The organism is Serratia silvae, from assembly GCF_023282985.1.
Classification (GTDB): Bacteria; Pseudomonadota; Gammaproteobacteria; order Enterobacterales; family Enterobacteriaceae; genus Chania; species Chania silvae.
Map to the genome: position 1 here is coordinate 37816 of NZ_JAGQDC010000021.1, position 24652 is coordinate 62467.

The window sequence follows — 24652 nt, forward strand, 5'->3', positions numbered from 1 at the left end:
TGGTATGTTGCTTACGCCGCTTCCGGGTGGTTCTGTCTTACCCAATTTGACGCACCGATCTGTACATCTTCAAAGCTCAAATACTCACCGACGAAGGCCGTCAAATCGTCCAATACGTCGATAAATTTAACCTTCTCCGAGCTGTCGTATTTCCCCTCCAAAAACTCCGTCACAACGTGAGGCCTGGTATCATTTTTTTCGGGTACCGGCGGCACTGGTGCTGCCTTGGCCACGCCGTAACCTAGCTTCGTCATCACTTCATCGATAAGATCGTCGCAGTCCAACTTATCCAGGCCTTTCGCGGCCGCTGACTTGCGCATCAGCTCATCCAGTCGGTCGGTCAGATCGAGCCGTTCCAATGCTGATAAGTTCATGCTGCCCCCTCACGCTGGATTGCGGCGAGCAGATCGGACAAATGCTGTGCCGCGTCATTCACCAGGCTTTCGTTTTCGTCATACCGGCCAGCACTGGTCAACGCTGCGATCGCCTGCCGCGTTCTTGCTCGAGCTTCACGGATCTCGTCCATGTCGCTAGATTGCAGCGATACAACGCCATTCAAGTAATCAATAGCCTGGCTGGCGGCCGCATCAGCTTCACTTACCTGCGGATCTGGTACCGGCTCGGGTGCCGGTGGCTCCGGGGCCGGTTCAGGCGCTGGCGGTTCTGCGGCCGGTGCAGCTGGAGAAACCTCTTTGAACAATGCCTCTAAAGCCCCGAGAGGCGATGTACGCTGAGAAAGACCAATAAGCCGCAAATCACTAATAACCCCACCCAACGAAATACCCGCAGGAACTTCACTCGCATGGATGCCACCTTTCCTTAGATAATCGCGTAAGAAGTCTGCGCTGGTTGCATGAGGATCGCGGCCTTTTAGCTGAGCGATTATTGGCCTTAAAAAATCAAGGTTTGCAATAGCCTGGATCTCTTCATCGGTAAATTGAAGATTCACCAGCTCGTAGTCATCAATCTTTTCAGCACTCAATGGGCCGTCATACACCGCAACACCGTACCGAATGTCACTATCGTTGAATTTACGCGGGGTTTTTATTCCCAAGGCTTGAAAATCCTCACGATCATGAGTCCTAATTGCGCCACCAGGCCGCCAGTTAGGGCGCGCTTTCATGCCGTAATACCACTCTCCGGTGTACTCATTTTCCGGAGGAAGTTCAGGTAGTAGGCGCAACCCCGCAATGTCTGCAAATTTCCGCTTTTCTTCAGTGGTCAGTTGAAGATCCACCAGCTCGTATTCATCAATTACTTCGGCGCTCAACTGGGCGCGGAACACCAAAGCGCCATGCCGGATGTCGCGAGCTTTAAACGTTCGAGGGATTTGGCTTATCAATGCCTTAAAATCATCAACGCCATACGACGCAACACCTCCTCTAGGCCGTCGATTAAGACGAGTTTTCATCCCGTAATACCACAACCCCGAGAGATCTGGAGTGTCGTCCGTTTTTTCTGGCTGTTGAGCTTCGGGTTGAGTCGAGAAGGCTTCCATGCCAGCTTTAGTCAGAACCTGCCCGTTCTTAACAAAAACGTAGATGTATTGCAGACCTGAAATGCGGAAATATGAATACTGGTAGCCAGCTGCGATCGCTGCCTTGAACTTTGCCTTACTTTCTACAGCTGCGGCCGACGGGCCTTGGCCATCAATGGATACGGATCCACTTAAGGAGATGGAATCAGCGTTGCTCTGCGAGTACCAGATCGGGTTATCACCAGATATCGATGCCTTTTTTAACGTGGGATTCATAGCCCCCGTTTGAACATCGACAAGCGGGATGGTGTGGCCGTTCGCTGCGGCACTGTCGCCATTTTCTGGAGCGCTGGGCTCTTGGCCATGCTGTTTGGCCCGCTTTGCCTTCAGGGACTTAATGGCGTTGGCCAGCGTCTCATTTTCAGTGCGCTGACGACCTAAGCTTTTGGTGTAATCTTCGATTTCGGTATCGATATCTGCCAGTTTCGGCGCGATCTCATCGGCCTTAGCCATCTCTTCAACCGCTTGGGTTTCGAGCTTATCTGCCTCCGCCTCCGTTGATTCAACATCGAGCTTGAGCTTACTGTGTCTCTCCTTACTCTTGCCAAACTTCGCGCTATTTTTTTCGACCAGGTTAGAAAGAGCCTGGGCGGTCTGATTTAGTGACATGTCCCGGCCGCCGATCGGCGCTACAACGTGCGTTACGTCTCGCTTATTCACGAGGAACTTAAACGCCACCAGCACATCTAGCGGCTTCAGCTTCACCTCAGCGGTGGGGCTATGAAACAGCAAAGAAACACTCTGGCCATCGGTCAGCGGGATCTTGGCGGCCATGATGGGGATACCGGCCACTTTGCGCACATTCCCGATCTGCGCGCCGCCAACGGTACTTGTGCCGGAGTCATCAACACCCGCCTCGTCCGTCCCCGCTTTGATGCCCGAGCCGTTCAGGCCGGAGTTGAGGACGCGAACGAATGCACGCATCGTATGCGAGAGCCGGTTTTTCGTGGTGCTGATCGCTTCAAACATGGCAGTTCTGCCCGCGTCTGCCAGGTACTCGCCAAGAAACGCGTCTTCCACTTCTTCGATAGTGACGCTTTCCAGCATTAGCGCCTCTCCCTCCCCTTCTGCCAAGGAGGCATATTCCCTGTCGGTAACATGCCGTGGATCGAGATCAATTCGATTGACGATCATCACTCCATTGTTCGGATGGTATGGATTTTTCACGCTTCAACCTCCCGTTTTAACGTTTCGTATTCAGTTTTCAGCGTTCTGCCCTGCGCCTGCTCCGCTCGCAGCTTATTTTTCAGGTCTTCAGCCTGGGCGCGCTTGGCCTGTAGATCGCTTGTGCGTTCATTAACCACGGTCTGCGCGGCGACGATCTTCTGCTGTGCGCTCTCGATACGCTCCTTTTGTTCAGTGAGGCGCTGCGCATTGGATTTAAGGCCGGTTTTTTGGCGCTCTACGGCGGTTTTTCCCGCTCGGGCCAACTTTCTGGCTAAGGACTTGGCAAAAACTCTGGCGTTGGCTGACACCGCGCTGGCGATAATCTTGGCCAAGGCATCGAGATCTTTGGCCCCGGTAAACGGCACTGGTTTTTTATTCAGTGAAATGGCGGAGATGTCGCCGGAGTCATTTACCTGGACTGCTACTTCTTGCTCATCGATCACCTTCATCCCGAAGGTGCGCATGCGGATACCGTCTTTCTTTCGTGCCGTGCCAGCGGGGGTGATTTTGACGATCTGGGTACCGGCCTTTCCGATCGCCTTTTTCAGCGGCTCCAGGCCTTTTTCGTTGAGGTTGTTGAAGTCCAGGACGTGGTAGGTTTTACCGTTTGAAGAGAATAGATTAACGGCCATGCAGGCCTACCTTATCAGCCGGAATGTCGAATACTTTCGTCACGACAGACTGAACCGGGAAGAGGCGATAAAGCGGATTGATCCGGCTATCGCCGTGCGTCATTCGCACTACCAATTCCCAATTGCCATCCTTCAGATAGCGGCGGTTAAAGAAGAGAAATTCCCGCGTTACCCCTTTCGCAGAGATAAACAGCGATCGGGCCTTGCCGGTGATCACCGTCGTGGGATCTTTTTTGTCCCGGAGGCAGTATTCGACACGGGCACCCTTCACATTCCTGCACGTTGTCTTAAAGCTGACGGGGAAGCGGATCACCTCATCGATGTACTCTTCCTCCCCGACTTCTTGCGCAATGACTTTCCTGCGTTTGAATAAGTACCGGTCAGCCAGCGCGGCTGTAACTACCAGCACAAGGCATGCTTCACTGATCACGCTATATCCCCTTTTTTATGAAAATGCTTTGTAATGCGACCCAGAGCTTTTCTTTGGCCACAGTTACCGTTTCGCGGCCGTTATTGCTTGCTACCAAGACTCCCAAAAGCAAAAGCGGCTCTTCCCAGTGGAGGTGTACGGCCGAGTAATAAGCGATGACGCCGGAAACAAAGGCGATCACTAACTCAGTAAAAAGATTGAACCAGTCACGCTTGATCCGCTCTTCTCGCACCCCCTGGAGATAAACAGCCAGCCCCCCAAGGACTGATAACAGCACAGCAATAACGAGCGTTTGTGTGCTTGTTGGCACGTTTCCCTCCGGCTCTGTTGATGCAAAACCGAGACTAACAAAAGTGACTTTTCATCCAGGAACGCTGTTTCTTGCAGGAAAAAGAAAAGCGCCCGGAGGCGCTTTGAGAGGAAGGTACAAGTGGAGGGGTTACTCCGGAGTTGCAGGCCACTCAACATCGATTTTGGCATTCACATCGATGCGGTTCACCTGCACCCGGTAGATCATCCATTCTTTCAACTTTGCCAGCTCTTCCTTGGTGGCAACCCCTAAGTCTTTTGCGTCTTGAATAGGTGCTATAGCTTTTGTTGCTATCTCAAGGCAAACGTCTTTATATCGCTGCTCTTGCACCAATATTTCTTCATATTTTTTGGCGCGCAAGATGACCTTTTCACCATCAAATATCCAATCACCTAAAATATCACACCCATCGGGCAGATTATCCACATCAACAACAGTCAAACCGACAGGATAAAGACGGGATGCATCCTTGCTAATACTCCTAATCACCCCCGTGTCATTATCAATTGCGAGGCTGAATTTTTTGGTGAACTCCGGAAGGTGTTTAAACCAGTCCTTACCCGTGGCATCACGAAAATACATAATACCTTCACCATTGAAATACTCATCTGGTGTATAACGCTGCAAATTAATAAGTTTCATGCCATCATCCTTCTATTGTTACCCAGCCACCACTGCGCCATATTTGCAACGGACGGTACAGGGCCACACCAACCTGGTTTCCTTCATTACCATTACCACCAGTGAGAACACAGCCAGCAGGGGCTTCTACTAACCCCCCATCCATAGTCATAGAGCCTTGTGCGCCGCGTGACATCCGGCTAACTGTATTGTTACTTAACCAGTTACTTAAATACCCCCCCCAACACGAACCTTCTATATTTCCATCTGGGTGCCATGTCGTACCCGTATTATTTTGGATTGCGGGCCATCTCCCACTCAGTTGCAAGGTTCCATCATTTCTAAATTCAGGCCAGGCATCTATACCACCGCTGCGAACCCGCCACCGTAGCGCACTGTGTTTTCCAATCGTCTCAAGAAAATACGTTTGTGCGTATTGGTCACCAGCTCCTTGAAGAATCATTCCGTTCGTCTGGTTGTAGTTTTGACCGGCGCTTGTATAGTTATTTATACCTAGTTTTCTAATCCACTCGTTGTGACTAAACGTCAGTTGCGTGCCTAACGTCATTGCCCCCGTCGTCACTGACACAGCCATTGGGCGCAAGCTATTGTAATTCCCGTATTGGTCTTTGGCTGCGGTCAGCAGCAGATACAGTGCCGTAGCATCTTGCCGCCAAAACGAGCCGTAATCTCCTGAAACAATACGGTAGTTATTCAAAGTAGTTGATTGGATCTCTGCGCTAGTTTTTACAGTTCCGGTAAGGGTGCCGCCAGTCTTCAGCAGGAAACGCGCATCGGCCTCGGTTTTGTTCCATGCGTTCACGTCACCGGCTACCAGGTTCACGTTAGCTGATAGCGGCTTACCGTTGACCTGGATGGAACGTAACGCGTACTTTTGCGCAGCCTGGGCATCGGTCAGCGCGCCTACGTCGGCTGCCGTAGGCTTGTTATTCGGCGAGTAAACACGTTTCCCCGCTTCAATAATTTGAGCATCAGCAGTGATATTGCGCTTCATCTGCAAATCGCCGTACCGCACGTTAATGAAACCAGTAACGCCCTGGATCCCCGTCGTAGTGCAGGTATTAGCAAAACCAATGCCGTACCAGCTTTTCAACATCAAGTTGTTGGACGTGTACCCGGCGGCATCATTACCGGCTTCTATAAGCGTGTTTACGTTACCCAGATGAAGGCCACCAGCAAACCCTGCTCTCCCTTTTACTAATCCGCCGCTGAGCATCAGATAGCGAGCATCCGCTTCTGTTTTGTTCCAGGCATTCACATCACCGGCGACTAGGTTCACGTTAGCTGATAGCGGCTTACCGTTGACCTGGATGGAGCGTAACGCGTACTTTTGCGCAGCCTGGGCATCAGTCAGCGCACCTACGTCGGCCGCCGTCGGTTTAAATGCTTGGGTATAAACACGATCCCACGGCTCTGTTGCCGCTTCGCCTTTTCTCAATGAGCGCAGGAAAAACTGGGTGCTCCCAGAGCCGAATGCTAACTGCACATTTCTGAACTCACTAAGCTTAGCCGTCATCAGCACACCCAAGGAAACCGGGTATCCTTTGTTCGTTGCGGTGAGTTGTTGGACGGTAAAACCATCTGCGCGGTTGGCATCATCAGCAGCCACTGCTACGGTGTCCATTGGGAATACAACGCGAGGCGTTCCTAATGGCCCCGTCATTGTCGAGCCAGTTATGCCCACCGCGCCAACATCAACGGCATTTGGTTTATTTTTCGTATGATAAATAACCCCATTACTCGTTTGATTAGCTTCCGTGCCCCAGGCGAGGTTGTTATTGATATCCATCCCCAGCCGGTAAAGCGGCTTCCCCCCACCGAGCTGGAACCCGATCGAGATGTTTGCCGTTGCACTGGCTCGCTTCAACACCAGGGGAGTGTGTTCAACGCCATCAATTAACAGAGCCGTATTTTCTGTACCGGTAGATCCTGTTTTGACCGTCAGGTTCTTTACCGTTCCGCCTGACAACATCAGGAAACGTCCATCAGCCTCGGTTTTATTCCAGGCGTTCACGTCACCGGCTACCAAATTCACGTTAGCTGATAGCGGCTTACCGTTGACCTGGATGGAGCGTAACGCGTACTTTTGCGCTGCCTGAGCGTCGGTCAGCGCACCGATGTCGGCCGCTGTCGGCTTGTTTTCTGTGTCATAAAGCCCAACCCACCCCTGCCAGACTCCTCTCCTTAATGTATTTCGGTATACTCGGTCATTGGCATGACCTTTGCTGATCAACGGTTTGACCAATAAAGAGCCATGACCACCACTACTAGTCGAAGTGAATGACCAATCCAGTTCGTAGGCAAGCGCGGTTGAAGGCATATCAGTAGAGTCGCCGTTAACAGCGTATTTACCCGTATTAAGCGACTTGATGATTGTCAGCGTATTTGTCGAAGACAAGATTGGTGCTACACCGCCAACACCGAAATCGCCGTTGATCATGACATTTCCAGAGTCTTTACCGGCGTTTCTCGTCGCTGACGAACCCAATTCTAAGTTAGTCCGGGCTTCAGCCTTGTTGGCTAGGTCAGCTAGGTTCCTAGCTTTTGCCGCGTAAAGGCCATCGCCCTCAGTCTTGGTATACGCATTAACGTCCCCTGCCACCAAGTTCACATCAGCCGATAACGGCTTGCTGTTGACCTTGATCGAGCGCAGCGCATATTTTTGCGCAGCCTGGACGTCGGTCAGTGCGCCAACGTCTGCCGCTGTTGGTTTAAAGGCCTGGGTATAAACACGATCCCACTTGTCTGAAGTTGGATCATCTTTTCTCAATGAGCGCAGGTAAAACGCGGTATTTCCCGAACCAAACGCTAACTGTACGTTTCTGACCTCGTTAACTTTGGCAGACATCAACGTACCTAACCCACCTGGAACCGGGTACCCTTTATTCGCTGCTGTCAGATTTTCAACTGTAAAGCCATCAGCGCGATCCATATCTGTACTGGCATTTGCTTTAGAATCGTTGGGGAACACTACTCGGGGCGTTCCTAGCGCACCAATCATTGTCCCACCAGCAAGAGGAACAAATGATTTACCTGCTTTGACTGTCAGCAAGCGATTTTCACGAGCATCGTTAATGTCATCCGTTGGCTCGTAGGACACCCGTAGAGAGAACCGCTTATCGATGTCAATACTGGCAGCGGCCACGCTGGTGGCGTTAGCAACCAAGCTAAGCCGACAAATTTCGATCATGCCATCAACAATGCTTTTCTCATCATTAACAACCCTCAGTGTCGCGGCTTTAATCTTCGAATTGGCGTCTACCTGGTCGGTTGCGACACCCAGCGCATATTTTGCCTCTAAAACGACAATATTCAGTTTTCCGGCGGTAACGGCAACAGTTTGCGTCGTCAACAACTGCACGGTGATCTGATGGCCATCGACGTCAACGGATGCAACACCCGGTCGGGTACCGTTCGGCGAAACGATCACGGCCAGGCCTTTACCCGGTGTGACAGAGAAGCCCTGGTAAACACCGGCACCGAATATGCCGTAGGCCTTTCGGTTTAGTGCTGAGGAGGCATAAGGCTCTAAATATTGGACGTCAGCTCTCAGGCCTGTGGATTTCTGCGGCGCAACAATAGTGATACCGCCCGACGTGGTGATCGCAGTCATTATCCAGCCCTCTGATCGATGGTTAATACCGCCGTGAAGGATTTGCCTCGATACAGCGTATCTTGCTGGCAACACAGCACAGCGAATGCCTTCCCTTCCCCATCAATCAGCATCAACGTATTGAAGTTGTAAGGCGTGTCGGCGGGCAGCAATGCATCTTGTAATGCTGCGTTGATGGTGATCAGGCCATTTTTAGCCGTGCAAAGGAGATTACACTCGGCAAACTTCCCCTTCAGATCGTTCAATGAGTAAGCTGGTGGGATATCAGCGAGATTCCAGCCACCGGCCGGATTCACGGTAACAAGTGCTGATGTGCCGAAGTAGCCTTTGGCCATGAAAAATCGCGATCCCGCTCCGATCTCCGACTCTGCGCGCCGGTTGTAAAAATAATCTAGGAGAGCAGCTCGAAACAGCTTCCCACCAGTTTGAACAGCTTTGATTTCTGCCATGCGTGAACGCCTGTTAATGGTTGGGTTGATTAACTGGCGAGTGTACGTAAAGTGAGTTTTTGAAATGAAATATGGGTTAAAACGCGAGCATGGAAATCAGCCCGCATGGCTGTTAGATTGTGTCTAAATAAATAATTGTCTTTATCTTCCCAACGTCGGCCGCCGATATAGGCAAAATGGCACGATCGATACCTTCAGGGAACACGAAACCGGTGATGCCGCCGGTCGAGAACTCTACGTTGCATCCCCGGTAACCAAGCGTCACAAGAGTGGCTATACCATCAGCAATGATCAGCCTTGCATCTGGCTGCGTCGTCTGGATCATCGGCGTAGGAACGACATCAAGCACCCAGGCATCAAGCCGCCTGTCATCCAGGAAGACAGGCGTTGTTTCGAGAGGCCTGGCAATGTTGTTAATTGTCTCTGTAGCAGTTAGCTCGATGGTGAGCGATTCGGGGACTATTTCTGGTTGTAAGCTTTGCAAATACCATGTTCCGCTCTTGATGTCGGAGCTCACGCCAAACAGCGTGATGATGATATTCCTTTCCTCCAACTCAACATTCAGATGATACCCCACCCCGTCAAAAACGATATGTAGCGGGATTAATGGCTTGATAACCATTTTGAATTGCCGCATGAACTCTTCCAAGACTTTTGACGGCTCAGCATCCAAATACGGAGCGTAAAGGTCGTTAAGAACAATATTAATGCGCCCGCGGGATGTCAGGAAGAATTCACCATAACTCTCTTTGTAAAGTTCCAGATATTGTTCAGTGATGAAAAAGGAACCATAGGGATATTTAACCTGGTCAATCGGCGCATAAAGAGGCTCCCATTTGGCCGTTAAGTTTTTAAACTCCCGCCATAACGTAGCCTCAATAGGACGCGTAGTGCCTTTGAAGTGGATTTCATCAAGTCGTTGAGATAGCAGCACTGGCAGCGAGTCAATATTCTTATTATCGATGTAGAAGAACTTTCCCAACTCCATCATTTTTTTACGTAAATCGTCTTTCCCCATTGAATACAAAGATTTTCTGTTGGCGGTGCGCTCAATCAGAGGCAAGACGACGCTGCTTAACATTGACTGAACTACGTCAGCAAATCCTGCCCAAAGGCCGGAGTTTTGCTTTGCTGGCGTCAATTGCTCTTTAAACCAGTTATCCTTCATTACATAGCTCCAAAATCCAGCTCTATTTTAGAATCGGTGACATTCAGATAAATAAAATCATTAAGCGCCGTTATCTGGCTCTGATTTTTAATTTCAAGCTTGAACTCAGACAATAGTTTGGTGTTTTCTATTATCGCCCATACTTTATTTTCAGAAACATAAGAAGATTCTCCAGAATAATCATGAACAACGCTATTTTTACCGTCTGAATTTTTACGTTCAAATCTATTGGAGTTACGCCCAGCCTTATTCTCCAACTGCTCACGGATCTGCCTCTCCGCCTCGATTACATCTAGGCCTTTCCGCACACTGCCTTTAACTGATATTGTAAACGGTTTCTCTTTAGAGTTTACGTAAAAGAAATTCGTGTTCAGTTTATTAGGTATCGTTTTAATAGTTGAAATAATCAACTCCCCCAACTGCGACTGAGAAAATCCTTTTTTATGCCCACAGAAAAAAATTCTGTTTATATTCTCAAGCGACTTAACTCCTGTAGACCTTTCCTGTTCTTCTTCACCCCACACATTTACCCAATTTAAATTTGGAATATGAGTTCTCAAGAAATGTTTATAGTCCCCATCCCACACCACCTGATTATCATATGCAGTAAAGTATTGTGCGCGCAGTCTTGTTTCTTCTGTTGACTCATACCCCGCCCCATTGGTGATAGGCGTATCCGTTTTGATCTCTAACTTACCTGCCAGCGAAGAGGACTCAGCATACGGCGTCAGTGACTGTCCCTGAACCAGGGTAATGTCTCCATCACTTAGCCAAACGTCTAAGATCACCTGCTCGCCGCTTGCAGGCATTTTCCCTGTTGAACCGTCGCCAAACCGCACGCCTATCTGTTCCGTTGGCCGGTAAAACTTCACATAGTCTCGGCTATCTTTGTTGGAAAGGCGGAATTGATGGTTTTCTTTCCATTGCTGCAAAACGCCTGTTTCCGTGACGAACACATCAATATCAACACATCGTTTTGTCATGTCTTTGGACAAGGTGAATGTCAAAAACTCAGTTTCCTTGGGAACGTCGAAAACAACACGCTCACGCTCCAACTGCTTTGTGGCCATCCCGGTCTTTACTTCTCCTGGCTTCAGGATCACTGGCTCCATGAGCATATAGCGCTTTTGCTCATCTGATATGAGATTTGTGTAGATTGCCAATGACAGCGATTGCTGGGTCTTGTTCGTTACCGTGGAGGTTCCGTACGACGGTTTAATCTGGCGGGCGATGTACCCGCGATCTTCTGCGGCCGCAAGGATAGATGTACGTTTTGACGCTGTACTGATAAAACCTTCAGTTAGCTCTTTTTCCGCAGCCGTCTGACTGGCATAAATAACTTGGCTGGCCATGATCGCCAGCATGTTCATAAACTGGCTATTAACAAAGCGACGCCACCACATGTTCCCTTCAATAAGGGTCGTGAACTTATCTAATATGTCTTGAAAAGTCATTGTGTTATTCCTTTTTCAGCGTCCACATCAGTTCATCATCGGGTATGCCGATGATCAGAACAAAAGTATCAATTTCAACGGGCTCTATCCTGATCCCTTCCAGGGTCAGATCTGCAATATCCGTCATCATTTTGATAATGATGTCGTTTTCCATGGCCACGAGCGTATGCACGCTGTCCAGCGTCTCATGCTTGTACTTAGCCAAGGGGTTACCGAAGGAGGGGTACCCGTACACGCTGCCTTCGGGCGTATGAAGCCAGTCTTCGATGCGGGCCTGCATGGCTTCAACATCACCCAACTTGACCGTAACCCCCTCCCCTGTGACGCGGAGAAGGCTGTCTATTTCATTCATTTCTACACCTGAATACACAGAGGGACTGGAACCATAATTTAGGCGAAGTGAGTTATTGACGGCCCTGGCCGATTGCCGCCCTTCTGGCAAGGGGCGCAATAATTCACAAGTAAGAAGTAAGAAGTAAGAAGTAATAGTTATGAAGTATGAAGTATGATAATTAAGTGTGAAGTATGAATAAACGCGGCATCCTTGCCGCGATTTAAGTTAGCCAAACAGTCTTTCAAGGGCGCTATCAGATATCTCTACTGGCACTTCAGCGCGTGGTACGGGCTGCGGGCTGTGCGTTGTAGCATTAACATTAACGCTCGTTTCCTTCGCCTCGGGCTTCATGTTGAGCTGCTTCTCGACTCCCTTTGCTATGCGCTCCAACAAGCTGGCTATGGAGTCATCACTGTTTCTAGATTCGTTATCACGCTGATAGACCGGCGCAACCCCGCTCGCCGCCAGGTTCGGCACAACCGGTGGCGGAGTGCTTTGGAAAGCACCGATCGCTTGCTGGGTCAGGCTATTGGATTTTTCGCCTAACATGCCGGATACCGTGTCGCTTAAAAACGAAAGTGGCGTATTGGCCATTAACCCGGATACCACAGAGGAAACACCACCGCCGACAGTATCGCCAGCTGTCGCAGCAAAGGATCCCAGCGGATTATCGATATCCACGCCGACTGATTGCAAGACATTGCGTGCAGTCCCTTCTAGAGCGGTTTTGCTGGACTCTATGACTACATCACTGAAACCATCCCACCAGCTGCTGCTACCGGCGTCTACGATGTTTTGCGGCGTTCCTTGCCCCCCTGGTTGTATCTTTTGCACTTTCTTAACGCTGCTGTACGGGACAACGCCCATCGGCAAACTCCGTGTGCCGTCGACAACAGAAGGCTGACGCTCCCCAATCCCTACACCAGGGGCGCTATCATAGCTGGTGGTCTGTTGCTTTCCCTGAAGAGCGCCAATGGCATCAGGCGCTTTCGAAGCAGTTTGCAATCCTGGTGGCAACTTGGCACCAACAGGTAACGTAAGCCCACGATCTGGTGCGACAACAGACAACCCTTCGACGTTAAACAAATCAGTCAGGGCCGCGTCGCTTTTACCTCCCAACTCTCCCAAGTACGTTGCAGCAGTGTCATATCCACTTACGGCGGCCCCAGCAACCTCATTAACACCAGCACCCACAGCACTTACAAGCTCGCTGGTACGAGAGCCAGCAGGGCGCTTCTCTGGGCGGGAGAACTGATCTTTGTGAGAAATAGCAGCAAGGCCTTCTGCCTGCCGCTTTTCGTTAATTTTACCCAACGTTTCCGAGTTAAACTCACCAACCCATTTGCGGCCAGAACGCTCCCCGATTGCGGTCTTGATGAATTCGTCAGAAACCTGCGGAGCTCCCCCCTCAACGGTGGCTATTTGCCGCATTACTTTTGTCATCACGTCGGCATTGCCCAGGTCGAGCCGATCGCTTTCTCTGACGCCCAATGTTTTTGACAGCTGCTTAATATAGCCTTCTGTGTCGTTCTCACCCTCGGGCGCAAACCTGGTGATGATCCCACGAACAGTGTCAAGCTTCTGGTATCCAACAGCTTTAGATGTGCCTTCAGCATAGCTACTAAGCTGATTGGCCAGGGCGCGGAACCCCTCTTCTGGAGAGTCGAACTTGGCGAACCGCTGTTCACCTTTTGCATTGGGCGCTTCTAACTCAGCCCCCTCTTGGCCAACAAATTGTAGGTTACCGAAGTTGTTGTTTCTAAACGTTCTATTACGAGCGTTTGCACCGCCAATATTCAAATCGTTTGAGACGTTATTTTTTGGGGGCACCTTTATCTGCGGTACCGAGCTTACTGCTGAACCCACTCCCTGTACCGGAGCCGCCACGCCTTGAACTGCGGGTTGTTCTCCCTGGGCTGGATTCTCGCCACCCGGCCCGGAGAAGGAGAACATGCCCTTCAGCGATTTATCCAGCTCCTTAACCGCATCGGCAGTTTTATTCGCACCGACGCGTATAGCATCGACGACTTGGCCATCTTTTCCTGGGTCGAAGAAACTTTTAACGCTATTGATGCCGTTATCGATCTCACTCACACGGGTATCAATAGCCTGTGCAATATCGCTTGTGTTGAACGTCAAGCTCTCAGCTACACCATCCAAGCCTATGGCGCGTGCCCCATCAGCCAGAAGGCCTGAAGCGCCAGAAACCAGCCCACCCATATCGACTATGTTCGCTGCGGCATATTCGGTCTTGTGTCGGCCTGAAACCTTTTGGCCCTCGGCTAATTTAAATGTGCTCCGCTGCGCTTCCTCGTCAGTGTAACCATCGGCCGCATCCAGGCCTGCACCGATCACTGTCCCGATGATTGGGATCGCTTTGAGCGCGCCCTTGGCTGCAAGCTTGCCTGCGGCTTTCCCTGCGAGCTTTTCACCAGCTGCTTTCCCGGTAGACTCAGTGGCAACCTTGGTCGCCGCTGCGCTGGCTGGAGCTTGTGCTGCTGTAGTGGCAGCCTTAGCCGCTGCTGTACTGGTACCGGCTGCTGCTGCGCCGGTTGCCGTCTTGGCCGCCGTGGTAGCGGCTACGCCTGCCGCACCTGCCGCGACGCCTGTAGACACTTTGGCAGCTGTGGTAGCTGCTGCGCCAGCTGGCACCCTGGTCGCAGTGGTAATGCGTGCTCTGGCCCGCCCACGCTTAGAACGGGAAGATTTTCGACGTTTCGGCTCTTTCTTTTTTGGCTCAGGCTTATCTATTTCGGCCGCATCATCATTTGCGCCGCCGCCAAATACGCCTTTTATCGCCCCGTAGGTACCTGCCGCTAATCCACCGGCCCCGGCCGCTATTTTGGCCAGCTTTCCGCCTTTTGCCTTCGGCCTGCCAGCCTTGGTTCTTGGTTTAGCTTTGTCTTGTGTGCCACCAGCTGAAGACCGGCCACGCCCACCCCTTGATGTAGTTGATCCAGGGCCAACGCCAGCCAGGCGTTTAAACAGCTTAACGAGCGCCCCTCCGCCGAGGGCCATAGCAATGCCGCTCATGATCCGGGAGCCTAGCGCTCTCCCAATAGCACGGCCGCCGAGCGCGGAAAGAATGCTTCCAATAATGCCCCGGCCACCGCCAGCGCCTTTCGATGACTTATCGCGTATATCGCCCAGAATCCGAATGATCTCTTCATCGGATTTAGCAAGCTGCTCCTGCTGTGACGTCAGTACAGACACAACCTTGTTAGTGGTGTTTGAACTGTACGCCTGTTGCGATTTTGTGGGCGCATTTGCTGACGCCATACCAGGGAACCTAATCGGCTCGCCTGAAATAGCGCTGGCCCGTTCTTTGCGCTTATCTCGCCATTCTTTGAGACTGACGACGCTACTGTTGACACCACCAACCAGGCCTGCGGCCTCTTTACCGGCGCTGTACAGAACACCACCAGCCGCCATCCCTGCCACCTCGCCGGTGGAGCCGTCCCCGCTTTTGTTCGAGAAGAACGCCGAAAGCCGTTTAATCAGGCTCTTTTCCTGGTCATCCTTCTTTTTTTCGGTACCTGCTTCTACTTTATCTCTAGAGACAAACCGGCCACTCGAATCGCGGGAGCCAGTGACGCCGTTATCTGTTTGTTTTTTATTTCTATTTAACCTGTCAGAACCGTCATTTAATTGCCATTTTCTTGCTGTGTTTCCGATGACGAAATGATGATTTTCAGTTGCACCACCAGCCATCCCCGTAAGGTTCGAGGTTCCGCCAATGCTTTTCGGTTGCACAATGCTGCTAATTGATTGCAATTTACTGTTAAATTCACCAAAACCAGCGGCAGCAACAGATTTCTGGGGAAAAACCCTACTAAAAGATGTTTTTTGATTGCCACTATCACCAATTTGCAATACTTCAGGTGATATCGATATTTTCAACTCACCGCTAGTATTGCGTAAATCATGCAATTGACTTCGATTAGCTGATACCGTTGAAGTGTCGCCACCCCTTTCTCGACGGGCGATACTGGCGAGTATTGAGGCATTGGAGTCTTGCAGCTTGGTTTTATGGCTGTCTGCGCTGCTGGTGGCTGTTCTTCCAATGATAGCCCGATGGATATCAGAAAGAACATCCAGCTCTTTGGCGCTGGCGCTCTCGATCGCATCGATGACCAACAGCGTATCTGAAGCGTTTATCTGTCGTGCTGGCATTATCACTTCCCTGACGAGTTTTTAATCATTTGAACCAGATCATCAAGAATCTTGAATGCACGCCACTGAGGTAATTTTTCAATGTCGCTGATCGGTTGCCTACCGTATAACGCCAGATTATTAATCAGGGTCACCCAGGAGTTGAGCGACATTGCCTGGAAGGTAGTCGACACCCCGAAACTGAAAGAACAGCCGGGTTGAAACCGTCTTATCCTCCTTAGCCAAGGTCGGGCACTCATGAGGTTTCACGTACAACTGACACTGGCCTTTGTGGATTTTGATAGGGAGGCCGTGGTGCAGGGTTTTGTTCATCTTTTTCACATTGGCCGCCAGTGCCACGAATTCGGAGTTAACGTCCATGCTGCGGATAAGTTCATAGCGCATTTCAGCGGCTTTCTGGAAATCATCTGGCTGGTCTGCCAGGTGCGCTTGCAAGGTGATCTCGACTACTTTCAAGTTCGCTAATTCTTTCTTATAGTCCGGGTCATCTTCAGCTGGCAGGTTGGAATACATCATTTCCAAATGCTCCATACCCACACCGTCCAGTGGCTTCAGATTCCACAAATAAGGAACCCCTCTAACCGGGATCTCTACTTCGACGTAAGGCGGAACGGTCAGCAGTTCCACCTGGTCAGCGAGGTCTGCCATGTCAAAATCGTAATGGTGTAGCTCATTACAGTGCGCGCATTGGTAACTTAACGTTTGATAAGCGCCCTCAGACTGCGAATGCGTGTAAATCCACCACAGCGCCGTTCTGCGGTCTTGTGCTGTCCATTTAGCGCTACTCTGCACATCACCAACTTGCATGGCATCGAGATATTTAGTCGTTGTCTGTTCTTCCTGCTCTGTCGATACTCCGCTGAATTGCAATGCATCATCGACAGTCGGAGCCCGAAAGTTAATTTCGTTTCGTGGGCTAGAAGGCTGGAATAGGGTAGGGATTAACATCGATATACCTTAAAATTTAATAATGCTGGAGGTATCAACCGCTCGGCCTGCCGTTCCTATGGCCATCGCTGACGCCATACCTTTCAAGCTGGTATCTGAAGATGTGTGGCAAACAAAGGTCAAAGGATATGAAAGGAATTCCCCAACCTGGTCATATGCCCGTGTCGTTGCCCCGCGTTCCGTTGGGATAACGGCTAACTCGCCGTCCAAAGACTTGCTGCCATCAAAACCAACACGATAAACGCGAACGTTCATCACGTAGTAGGGGGCTAAATTAATCGTGCCGTCTCTGTTGATAACGCGGCTTTTGCAGCCATCGAACCACTTAGCTATCCGGCCGGTCTGATCATCACGTACAGTGATCGTGACGGTGCCTGGCGTTATGTGTGTCGGCTTATTGAATTGAATACCACCGATGATTTTTGCATCCGTCTCGATCGTCCCTTCGCTGTATGAAACGTCTTTGGCGAACATAAACAGGTCTTTCATGCCATCGGCTTCAACAACCCATTGCCAGCCTTGGGAGAACTGTATGCGCATCGCCATTTCCAGCATGCTCTTTGCATAAGCAATTTCGCCGCTGTGGCCAACCTTACCGTTGACGATCCCACCACCAGCAAAACCACCGAGATTCCCGCCGTTGAGGGCATAATTAAGCGCATCCCTTACAACGTCATTAGCCCCCTGCATAAAGCCGTTAATAGCGGTGTCTTTAGCGTTGCTGAGCATGTTTTTCATTGAGTTTTTGAAGCTGGAACGACTGGATAAACCATCAAAAAGCCCCATTACGACGCCTCCTTACCCAAATAATGTGGCCCCGGCGATAATTGCCCGATTAGCTGCCATTTGTAATTCCAGATCATTCTTACGTAGCTCAAGCGTGACGGCATCGGGAAGGGCAGACGTGTCTAACTTTCCTGCAATTGAAACGCGGCGTTGGCGTTCGGTATTTGGGATGGCAATCAACGCCTCCAGGTAGTCCTGGATCATACCGATTGTTGAGGGGGGGACAGTCCATTTATCCAGCGGGCGATCGCGAAGATTAACCAGATAGCTCAGCGTAAAGGGATAACGCTCGCGGCCGGTCAATTCCAAGTCGATCGAGGAGCCAAAATCCTCGCTATAGACGAACGTTCCTCGACTATCAACTACATGTACCAGCGCTAGATAGTCATCGGGGTAAGGCAGGGATACCCCCGCCTCCTTATTGACCCGAACTTTCTGAACTAATCCAGCTTTATCTTGATAAGCCGCCAGAGCTTTAATTAGCAGGCTTTCAAGCGTCTTCGTTTCAACGACCAGAAGAGGTGTGAAACGGGGCTTTACAGATTCAAGCAGTTCGTTCGGCGTCATCGTCATCGCTTTACTCCACCCAGCTGTAGACGATACGCAGGCTAGGGCGAACTACGGCGGTGACGTCTTCAGACGCCAGATCAGTGGCATCGCAGTAAACTTTACAATGCTCCATGTTGCGCGTGTGTCCCTTAGCTTCACCACCATGGGATTCCGCTGTCGTGCTGATAGTGATATCCACATAGCGCTTGTTGAAAACCATGTCTCTCACCGAATTTAGAACGTCGCCGGTGATGGTTTCAACGCACTGCACCTGGATTTCACCACTGTTGCGCAGCGGCCCATGTTGGTTGAACTTCATGCCCCCCGGAGCCACGTCTTCTACATCTTCACGGGTCATCTCCGGGAGCTGCGCGGTACGGATCAGGATAGACAGGTTTTCATACCCCTTGATCGTCATCCAATACTCCGAGTTGACCAGCTTTTCGCCTACTGCGATGTTCTGGTTCAGACGCTTCTTGAGAAACCCGACGTCTGCTTTTGTGTTACCAAATCCACTCATAATTGCCTCATATGTACATAAGCGGTATTTCCGACTCGTTGTAAGCCGTCATACCTGAAATTTGTAAGTTCACTGTGTTGTGGGCATACATCCCCGTGCTCGTGCGCGGTGCGTTAAGTTCGTACTGCACTGATTGAATAACGGCATGCATAATTTTTTGGCGGCGGCCGATATCCAGAACAACGGGTTTCGGCCGCCGTCCCCCGGGCAGGAAGTTTTTCAGGTCGGGGGAGGCCATTTGCTGCAATACCATGATCGCAGCGTTAACTTCGATTTGAGCATCGATTCGCGCCATAAAATGCAGAGACAAAGTGAACTCCGGGGGCTTATGCCCCTCCCAGACCAACATGCTGTTTATCTTCGCTTTTGAAGTGCTTCCCGATACTGCCTGTGTGGCATTCGCCAGCGTGCTGATCCCCGCCATCGAGCCAACGGAGTTGTTCTCGAACGGAGACGTCCACAAGCTTTCAAGCGTTGCCGAACTGCCCTCGCCGATGTACCCAACAACCATGTGTTCACCCGATGTGATGTAAGCCTTCAAAAACGGGCTTACGCCGTCGGGCATAATTGCACCACAAATCACCGGCCCCTCCTAAATGCCCACCGCAGGGGTGGGCAGGTCGCTTTATAGGCCACGTTTCCGACGGATACGCAGTGATTTGCGGCGTGAGAGATTAGCCGATGCGGTATGCGACTTGCGGCGCGCCTTTTTGAGAGCGGCACGCTGCGCTGCATTGATACGTTTTGGTCGCGGGCGTTTGCGGATAAGCTTTACCTGGCCATTACGAACGACTTTTTTGTTCGCCTCCAGCATCGCGTCATCATCACCATCGCCGCTGACCGTATAGATCGCGATAGACTCATCGTCATCTTCAGTTGCAGCAGAGATGGCGTCCGCAACAGCGATCGCCGCGCCGTCATCCTCGTCATCGACCATTTCGGTCACGGAGTCTTGATCGGCTCCCAAGGAGACAGCCGCGTCAGCAATGATGGACAGCATGCGGTTGTACTCGTCTACTTCCGCATCGGTGATGTCGTCATCCTCTTCATCATCGCTGATACCTGCCATCACCATCGCGAACTCGTCAATGTCGCTACTTGTTGGGCTGGCGGAACGTGACCACTCGATCAGGAACGAAGCAGCCACCGACCGTTCATCTTGCCGAGTGCGTTTAGATACCGCTTCCAGAATGGCGTCAGTGAGGCTCTGCTTGCCGTCATTTTCTTTTTTAGAGGGTGAGCCCTTGCCCGACTCCAGCATTGCGTCACCGTCCCCTGGGGCAGCTGGTGGAGCAGAAAAAGCCGCGTTGTAAAGCGGGTTAATTTCGGTATTTTTCAAGATATCCATTTTTTTCTCCAACTTAGCGCAGCAATACAGGGATACCGACGATTCGGCGAGCAACACCCACGACACAAACTTCCCAACGGGTTTGCCAGCTATCAAAGTCCGTGTTAGTCACGGTTAAGATGTAAGGGACATCACCCTGGTCAGGATCACGCGGTTTTCTTAACGCTTCGGCAGCGTAATAGCGATCAAGAAGGCGGGTCATACCCTTTTCTAGGCCTTCACGAGTAATGCCGTCAGGGCTATGTTTGATGGAGGAGGCCAGGGCATAGTAGTTACGTGCAATGGAGTTCATTACAGAAACCACATGCTGATATTTTTTGTAGTTATCCTCAGCACACGTTGTTAGCGCATCATCAATAAAGATCACGCCTCCGCTGCTTGTTACAACGTTGAGATGTGCTTTTGCAAAGACCTCACGATCGATATTTGCAGCGGCCGGAAGTGGTTTGATATTTTGTCGATTAATTACACCGCGATCCTTGCCCGCAGGTGAGAAATGCCAGCCGCCAATGTCTGGCACCATGGCAACACCTTTTGCCTTTGCAGTGAATGCATCGCCGGATAACCCGAACACAACATTGGACTGCCCAAGCGGATCTCGGCAAGAATATGGGTAGTAGTAAGCAGTAACGTTTTCATTGCCACCCAGGCCAAGCGCTGCCAACTGCGCTAGCGCTTTATCAGCTGGCAAGCGAGGGTCTACGTCAGCAAACATGTCGACACGTACAGCCTTGGCCAGATCGGCTAATTGGGCAATAGCCACGGCGTCATAAATGCCCAACGTCAAAATTGCGGTGTAATCCACGATCGAGCCGTCCAGCACGGCAATAGACGCAGAGTAGTCTTTCGTTGTGAGCTTTTTGAAATCACCGTCGCTACCGCCAACAAAGGCCTGGCTAATGCTGGTGAACGTCTCAGGCAGTACCGCCGTTTCTGAAGCTAAGGCGCGTAGACATGAGTTATTTCTTTCCAGAACGTCGGGGAGGAAAGCAGAAAGGCTCATATCATCAATGGCATCGATTTTGAACGAGACTTCGTAGCTTTCGATTGTTGTTACTGCACCCAGCGAATCCGTTTCCATGAGCTTCAGTGCGAAAAAGCCCGGCTTAGTTTTGATTGGCTCTAAACTCAGCTTGCGGTTTTCAGACTTGTCGCCATCATCAACATAGATCGTCATTGCAGCTTTCGTGGGTACCGTAATATCTGCACCAAATGCGGTAGCGCTGGTGCTTGCCTTCACAGTAGTTACAGCTGGTGTACCTGTAGTATCAGCCGTCAAATGAATCGCAGGGATCATCATCCCTGGGAATGGCACTCGTACCACATAGCCATTGCCACCCGATAACGCCTGGTTGACATGTCGGAGGGGTTCAAAAAACGGGCCTTCTTGTGGGCGAGGAGCCTCACCAAGGACAGATTTACCGTTATTCGGGGTAATACCCAATACCGTGTTTGGCTTGCCTTTCTTGGAAAAAACTAGCCCGGCAAAAACAGAGCTTCCACCTGAGAATGAGCCGATTGTTGCTGATGCGTCGATCGGAGCTACTGCCGTTCCGGCAGCAGTACCAATCGCGTAAGGGATCTTATTCATTTTTATTCCTATAAGCGCCCCAATGGGGTGGGGCGCTTAATCCAGGGGTTAGGCCTTCACCGTGACTTTTGCAACGGCGGTTTTTGTACCGTCCTCGCTCGTCATAGTGACGTTCGCAACACCGACAGCTTTCGCTTCACCTTCACCGCTCTGATCGACAACTGCGACGACCTCATCGCTAGAAATCAGCGTGAAAACCTTGTTTGTCGCGTTTTCAGGAAGAACCGTAGGGCTCAATTTGAACTTCTCGCCAACGGTCAGTGTTACTGACTTCGGTACCAGGCTCACGCCCTCCACCGGCACGAAAGGTGCGCCTGCCTCCGGTTGTTTCTCAATATACTTCCCAGAGCGCGGATCGATAGCGCCGATCTTCTCGTTAACGAGGGTCAAACGAGCGAAGTAGTCTTCACCGTTCCGTGGATGGATCTCGTTGATTGCAGAGCCCCACAGCGTTTGGCGGTTAACCAGGGCAGTGGTGGTTGGGTGGGTGAATGGAATTGCAGGTACGGCATCACCGGCGACGATACCGGCCTCGCTGAGGTTTTCACCGCGAGAATAGAAGAGAATATCGTTGCTGGAGAACGGATAGCCTTCTTTGTCGAATTGCTGGCAAATTGGTTTCGGCACTTCATAGATTCGGATCGTACCGAACAACATACCGATGAAGTGTACATATGACGTCTGTACGTAGTTCGGAGCTGGTTGGAACATGGTGGTAGGCAGGGACTTAATGTAACCAGCTGCATCACCACCAGCAAAACCACCGCGAATACCGTATTTTTTGGTACGGTCACGCATATCTGTTGAGATGCCGTTAATCTTGCCACGGAACAGCAGGCACCATTGCTCCCACTGCTGACTTTGCGGCAGTGCCGTGTCGTACTTGTAATTATGTACAGTATGGAAAGCAAGCTTGCGCAGACGCTTCATATCCTGCTCGTGCGAGCACCATTGCGTCAGACTGGTAAACTGCATTGAGGCCAGATTCAAGCCAAATTCACGTTGCAAATCCATCATGGCCTGGACGGTATGCTCAGCGGCAAGGATGTACTGTGAAGGCTTCATCTTCCAGCTACGCATTGCCTGATTAATTACCGGGATCAAGTCTGGATCGCTTTCAACATCTAATTCGGCTTGCATAGCGATATGAGTACCGGCAGGAGGAGCCTCCTCGAATTTCAGCACCACAATACCTTTGGTGTAATCAACCTTTCCGGTTACGGTAAAGGCGTTGCCTTGGGCATCTTTTTCATTGAAATTGATACTGCATTCACCATCATCGTAGTGTTTTCCGATGCGACGGTTCACGATGACGCGAACGCGCCCTCGGCGCACTGGCATGTCACGACCTTCAAACTCCTTGATCGCAATTGTGAATTCTTTCGCTGTACCGTCAACTGAATCTTGGTCTTTCAACATGAAGATACGGCCCATCTGCGAGAATATGCCCGCAGAAAGGTGATCCATTTGGTCACCGCGATCGAACGAACCCATTTTCGAACCAGCTACGTTATAGACTTCATAGAAGTCAGATTCGTCACGCGATACCGGCATAAAAGTACACATATCACTGGTGGCTGCACCCAGGGCGGCAGGTAGGATCATGGCCATGAAAATGGCTTGGCGCATAACACCTTCAGACGTTCGCATGTCGCTTGATGCAGATTCCAGCATCGCGGCACCGTCGCCACTGCGTTTATGATCAGGAGCTGATTCTAGGATCAGGTTTTCACAAGCCTTTTGGGCATTGGCCAGCAGGTCTGCTGGTGGGTTGCATCCATGAACACGTCGATAGTCACTAATACTCGCTGCCCAGGTGGTTGCAATCTGGCGAACAGCATTCTCATTGACACCCTCAAACATCGGGTCTTGCATTGCTGCTTGGAAAATCACTTTAACTTGATCATCAACACTCATAGCAGCGTTGATCGGTGCGTTGCTCGTAAACGCCAGCACACGGCCAGCGCGCTTATTTACGTCTTTTTGACGCTCATGAAATAATTTTGGATCAGACACTTTTTCGCCCTATCAAAATGCACAGACAGGGGTTTACTTCTCGACAGTTGGGATGTTACTGAAAGTGAGTTATTGGAAAGGAAAGATAAATTCGTGGGGTTCTAACTAGATGTTTGTTAAACTAAATCTAATAAACTAATACAGGATTAGATTAGTTATGCGTTACACAGTTTTCGTGGAATATCGCAACGGAGCGACAAGTACGCCACAGCACTCCGGCGTAAAAGATGTGGCTTTTCGTAATTTTTCCGAACTGGTTGCTGATAAGGATCTGTTCTTGACAGCTGAAGCTTGTGTAATCACATCATCTACGGGTGAAGTGCTTCGCTTCGATTTACGGACGCCGCAGCCGGTACCCAGCTTTGATGAAATTCTCTGGCCACGGAGGGGAGCGAGAAAAAAGCAGAAGGACGCTAAGACGGTATCTGCGTTTATTGCTCCACCGGAAGAGGATTTCATAAAGTCTTTGGGAGAGGGGAGCTTTACACGGGGTATACGCAAAGCAGTATCTATGCTGAAACTGTTAGAGCAGCAAAATAAATTAAAGCCGCTTGAGAAAATGGCCTCCAGCCAACGCGAGTAACCATTAAGCCCCATTTAGGGGCTTAATGGTTCATAACGCTTGCGATAAAGTTGTAAAACGTCGTCAGCAAACTGATCGTCAATGATGTAGAAATAGCACTCCGGTACGTCAAGAACCTTCGCAAATAAGCACAAAGTCTCAAAAACTGGTCGATAGGCACCTGTCTCATATGACGATACGCGGCCGCGAGCTGTGCTTTCATCAATACCTGCCGCTACTCCGAGTTGCTCTTGGGTCAATCCGGCGCTGATTCGCGCAGATTTTAGACGTTTAGTGATCATGTTTTTGCCGTCTTAATTAGTTGACGACATGTGTAACATTGCATAATATCGACTGCGTTCAGAATTACAGAACACGCCAACATAATAAAACTTGAGCACAACATCTTTCCAGGGAGGCCGA

General features: G+C 50.6%; 22 protein-coding genes. 1 reads left to right on the forward strand and 21 read right to left on the reverse strand.

The window, feature by feature from the left end; translation table 11 throughout:
- Window positions 1-11: 11 nt before the first annotated feature.
- The 20 genes from KAJ71_RS20515 to KAJ71_RS23550 form a co-directional block, all read right to left on the reverse strand.
- The gene (locus tag KAJ71_RS20515) at window positions 12-374 is read right to left on the reverse strand and encodes a ddrA (protein WP_248947374.1); all 363 of its coding nucleotides are present in this window, start codon (window positions 372-374) and stop codon (window positions 12-14) included.
- Window positions 371-2704 (reverse strand): antirestriction phage head protein DarA, encoded by a 2334-nt coding sequence (gene darA, locus KAJ71_RS20520; RefSeq protein WP_248947376.1) that lies wholly within the window; start codon window positions 2702-2704, stop codon window positions 371-373. The genes KAJ71_RS20515 and darA overlap by 4 nt, the downstream gene beginning before the upstream one ends.
- Entirely contained in the window at window positions 2701-3336 is a 636-nt protein-coding gene (locus KAJ71_RS20525; RefSeq protein ID WP_248947378.1) for a defense against restriction DarA-related protein, read from the reverse strand. Before KAJ71_RS20525 ends, darA begins: the two co-directional genes overlap by 4 nt.
- Window positions 3326-3766 carry a hypothetical protein gene (locus tag KAJ71_RS20530; protein ID WP_248947379.1) on the reverse strand — a complete coding sequence of 147 codons (441 nt, stop codon included), beginning with the start codon at window positions 3764-3766 and terminating at the stop codon, window positions 3326-3328. Before KAJ71_RS20530 ends, KAJ71_RS20525 begins: the two co-directional genes overlap by 11 nt.
- 1 nt (window position 3767) lies before the next feature.
- A complete protein-coding gene (locus KAJ71_RS20535; RefSeq protein WP_223665791.1) occupies window positions 3768-4076 on the reverse strand; it encodes a phage holin family protein in 309 nt (102 codons plus the stop codon).
- Between the two features lie 129 nt (window positions 4077-4205).
- The gene (locus KAJ71_RS20540; RefSeq protein WP_248947380.1) at window positions 4206-4718 is read right to left on the reverse strand and encodes a tail fiber assembly protein; all 513 of its coding nucleotides are present in this window, start codon (window positions 4716-4718) and stop codon (window positions 4206-4208) included.
- 4 nt (window positions 4719-4722) lie between these two features.
- Entirely contained in the window at window positions 4723-8331 is a 3609-nt protein-coding gene (locus KAJ71_RS20545; protein ID WP_248947382.1) for a phage tail fiber protein, read from the reverse strand.
- Window positions 8331-8780 carry a phage tail protein gene (locus KAJ71_RS20550; RefSeq protein ID WP_248947384.1) on the reverse strand — a complete coding sequence of 150 codons (450 nt, stop codon included), beginning with the start codon at window positions 8778-8780 and terminating at the stop codon, window positions 8331-8333. The genes KAJ71_RS20545 and KAJ71_RS20550 overlap by 1 nt, the downstream gene beginning before the upstream one ends.
- 112 nt (window positions 8781-8892) lie before the next feature.
- Window positions 8893-9948 carry a phage tail protein gene (locus KAJ71_RS20555; RefSeq protein WP_248947385.1) on the reverse strand — a complete coding sequence of 352 codons (1056 nt, stop codon included), beginning with the start codon at window positions 9946-9948 and terminating at the stop codon, window positions 8893-8895.
- Complete coding sequence (locus KAJ71_RS20560) at window positions 9948-11402, reverse strand: baseplate protein (protein ID WP_248947386.1); 1455 nt, start codon at window positions 11400-11402, stop codon at window positions 9948-9950. Before KAJ71_RS20560 ends, KAJ71_RS20555 begins: the two co-directional genes overlap by 1 nt.
- A gap of 4 nt (window positions 11403-11406) precedes the next feature.
- Window positions 11407-11754: a hypothetical protein gene (locus KAJ71_RS20565; RefSeq protein ID WP_223665785.1), complete on the reverse strand. Its 348-nt coding sequence runs from the start codon at window positions 11752-11754 to the stop codon at window positions 11407-11409.
- A gap of 207 nt (window positions 11755-11961) precedes the next feature.
- Window positions 11962-15909: a hypothetical protein gene (locus KAJ71_RS20570; protein WP_248947388.1), complete on the reverse strand. Its 3948-nt coding sequence runs from the start codon at window positions 15907-15909 to the stop codon at window positions 11962-11964.
- Window positions 15910-16029: 120 nt separating this feature from the next.
- Window positions 16030-16857, reverse strand: coding sequence for a hypothetical protein (locus KAJ71_RS20575; RefSeq protein WP_248947389.1), 828 nt, complete (start codon window positions 16855-16857; stop codon window positions 16030-16032).
- Window positions 16858-16866: 9 nt separating this feature from the next.
- A complete protein-coding gene (locus KAJ71_RS20580) occupies window positions 16867-17643 on the reverse strand; it encodes a phage tail protein (protein WP_248947390.1) in 777 nt (258 codons plus the stop codon).
- Window positions 17644-17655: 12 nt separating this feature from the next.
- Window positions 17656-18216: a hypothetical protein gene (locus tag KAJ71_RS20585; RefSeq protein ID WP_248947392.1), complete on the reverse strand. Its 561-nt coding sequence runs from the start codon at window positions 18214-18216 to the stop codon at window positions 17656-17658.
- A gap of 4 nt (window positions 18217-18220) precedes the next feature.
- Window positions 18221-18712, reverse strand: a complete 492-nt coding sequence (locus KAJ71_RS20590; RefSeq protein WP_248947393.1) for a baseplate protein — start codon at window positions 18710-18712, stop codon at window positions 18221-18223.
- 7 nt (window positions 18713-18719) lie between these two features.
- Window positions 18720-19277 carry a hypothetical protein gene (locus tag KAJ71_RS20595; protein ID WP_248947395.1) on the reverse strand — a complete coding sequence of 186 codons (558 nt, stop codon included), beginning with the start codon at window positions 19275-19277 and terminating at the stop codon, window positions 18720-18722.
- A 60-nt stretch (window positions 19278-19337) separates the two neighbouring features.
- Window positions 19338-20060, reverse strand: coding sequence for a hypothetical protein (locus KAJ71_RS20600; RefSeq protein ID WP_248947396.1), 723 nt, complete (start codon window positions 20058-20060; stop codon window positions 19338-19340).
- Window positions 20061-20073: 13 nt separating this feature from the next.
- Complete coding sequence (locus tag KAJ71_RS20605) at window positions 20074-21651, reverse strand: phage tail protein (protein ID WP_248947398.1); 1578 nt, start codon at window positions 21649-21651, stop codon at window positions 20074-20076.
- 48 nt (window positions 21652-21699) lie between these two features.
- A complete protein-coding gene (locus tag KAJ71_RS23550; protein ID WP_248947399.1) occupies window positions 21700-23667 on the reverse strand; it encodes an Ig-like domain-containing protein in 1968 nt (655 codons plus the stop codon).
- 157 nt (window positions 23668-23824) lie between these two features.
- Here KAJ71_RS23550 and KAJ71_RS20615 point away from each other — a divergent pair, with 157 nt between their 5' ends.
- The gene (locus KAJ71_RS20615; protein WP_248947400.1) at window positions 23825-24250 is read left to right on the forward strand and encodes a hypothetical protein; all 426 of its coding nucleotides are present in this window, start codon (window positions 23825-23827) and stop codon (window positions 24248-24250) included.
- A gap of 14 nt (window positions 24251-24264) precedes the next feature.
- Here the strand turns inward: KAJ71_RS20615 and KAJ71_RS20620 are convergent, their stop codons facing one another.
- The gene (locus KAJ71_RS20620) at window positions 24265-24531 is read right to left on the reverse strand and encodes a helix-turn-helix transcriptional regulator (RefSeq protein WP_248947401.1); all 267 of its coding nucleotides are present in this window, start codon (window positions 24529-24531) and stop codon (window positions 24265-24267) included.
- Window positions 24532-24652: the final 121 nt, after the last annotated feature.

What these genes read in the sequence shown, in the direction of transcription:
- KAJ71_RS20555 (WP_248947385.1), bottom strand. Translation starts at nt 9,948, where the DNA reads ATGAAGGATAACTGGTTTAAAGAGCAATTGACGCCAGCAAAGCAAAAC.
- KAJ71_RS20550 (WP_248947384.1), bottom strand. Translation starts at nt 8,780, where the DNA reads ATGGCAGAAATCAAAGCTGTTCAAACTGGTGGGAAGCTGTTTCGAGCT.
- KAJ71_RS20605 (WP_248947398.1), bottom strand. Translation starts at nt 21,651, where the DNA reads ATGAATAAGATCCCTTACGCGATTGGTACTGCTGCCGGAACGGCAGTA.
- KAJ71_RS20595 (WP_248947395.1), bottom strand. Translation starts at nt 19,277, where the DNA reads ATGCCCGACGGCGTAAGCCCGTTTTTGAAGGCTTACATCACATCGGGT.
- KAJ71_RS20565 (WP_223665785.1), bottom strand. Translation starts at nt 11,754, where the DNA reads ATGAATGAAATAGACAGCCTTCTCCGCGTCACAGGGGAGGGGGTTACG.
- KAJ71_RS20545 (WP_248947382.1), bottom strand. Translation starts at nt 8,331, where the DNA reads ATGACTGCGATCACCACGTCGGGCGGTATCACTATTGTTGCGCCGCAG.
- KAJ71_RS20570 (WP_248947388.1), bottom strand. Translation starts at nt 15,909, where the DNA reads ATGCCAGCACGACAGATAAACGCTTCAGATACGCTGTTGGTCATCGAT.
- KAJ71_RS20580 (WP_248947390.1), bottom strand. Translation starts at nt 17,643, where the DNA reads ATGGGGCTTTTTGATGGTTTATCCAGTCGTTCCAGCTTCAAAAACTCA.
- KAJ71_RS20575 (WP_248947389.1), bottom strand. Translation starts at nt 16,857, where the DNA reads ATGTTAATCCCTACCCTATTCCAGCCTTCTAGCCCACGAAACGAAATT.
- KAJ71_RS20620 (WP_248947401.1), bottom strand. Translation starts at nt 24,531, where the DNA reads ATGATCACTAAACGTCTAAAATCTGCGCGAATCAGCGCCGGATTGACC.
- KAJ71_RS20525 (WP_248947378.1), bottom strand. Translation starts at nt 3,336, where the DNA reads ATGGCCGTTAATCTATTCTCTTCAAACGGTAAAACCTACCACGTCCTG.
- KAJ71_RS20585 (WP_248947392.1), bottom strand. Translation starts at nt 18,216, where the DNA reads ATGACGATGACGCCGAACGAACTGCTTGAATCTGTAAAGCCCCGTTTC.
- KAJ71_RS20590 (WP_248947393.1), bottom strand. Translation starts at nt 18,712, where the DNA reads ATGAGTGGATTTGGTAACACAAAAGCAGACGTCGGGTTTCTCAAGAAG.
- KAJ71_RS20540 (WP_248947380.1), bottom strand. Translation starts at nt 4,718, where the DNA reads ATGAAACTTATTAATTTGCAGCGTTATACACCAGATGAGTATTTCAAT.
- KAJ71_RS20600 (WP_248947396.1), bottom strand. Translation starts at nt 20,060, where the DNA reads ATGGATATCTTGAAAAATACCGAAATTAACCCGCTTTACAACGCGGCT.
- KAJ71_RS20515 (WP_248947374.1), bottom strand. Translation starts at nt 374, where the DNA reads ATGAACTTATCAGCATTGGAACGGCTCGATCTGACCGACCGACTGGAT.
- KAJ71_RS20560 (WP_248947386.1), bottom strand. Translation starts at nt 11,402, where the DNA reads ATGACTTTTCAAGACATATTAGATAAGTTCACGACCCTTATTGAAGGG.
- KAJ71_RS20615 (WP_248947400.1), top strand. Translation starts at nt 23,825, where the DNA reads ATGCGTTACACAGTTTTCGTGGAATATCGCAACGGAGCGACAAGTACG.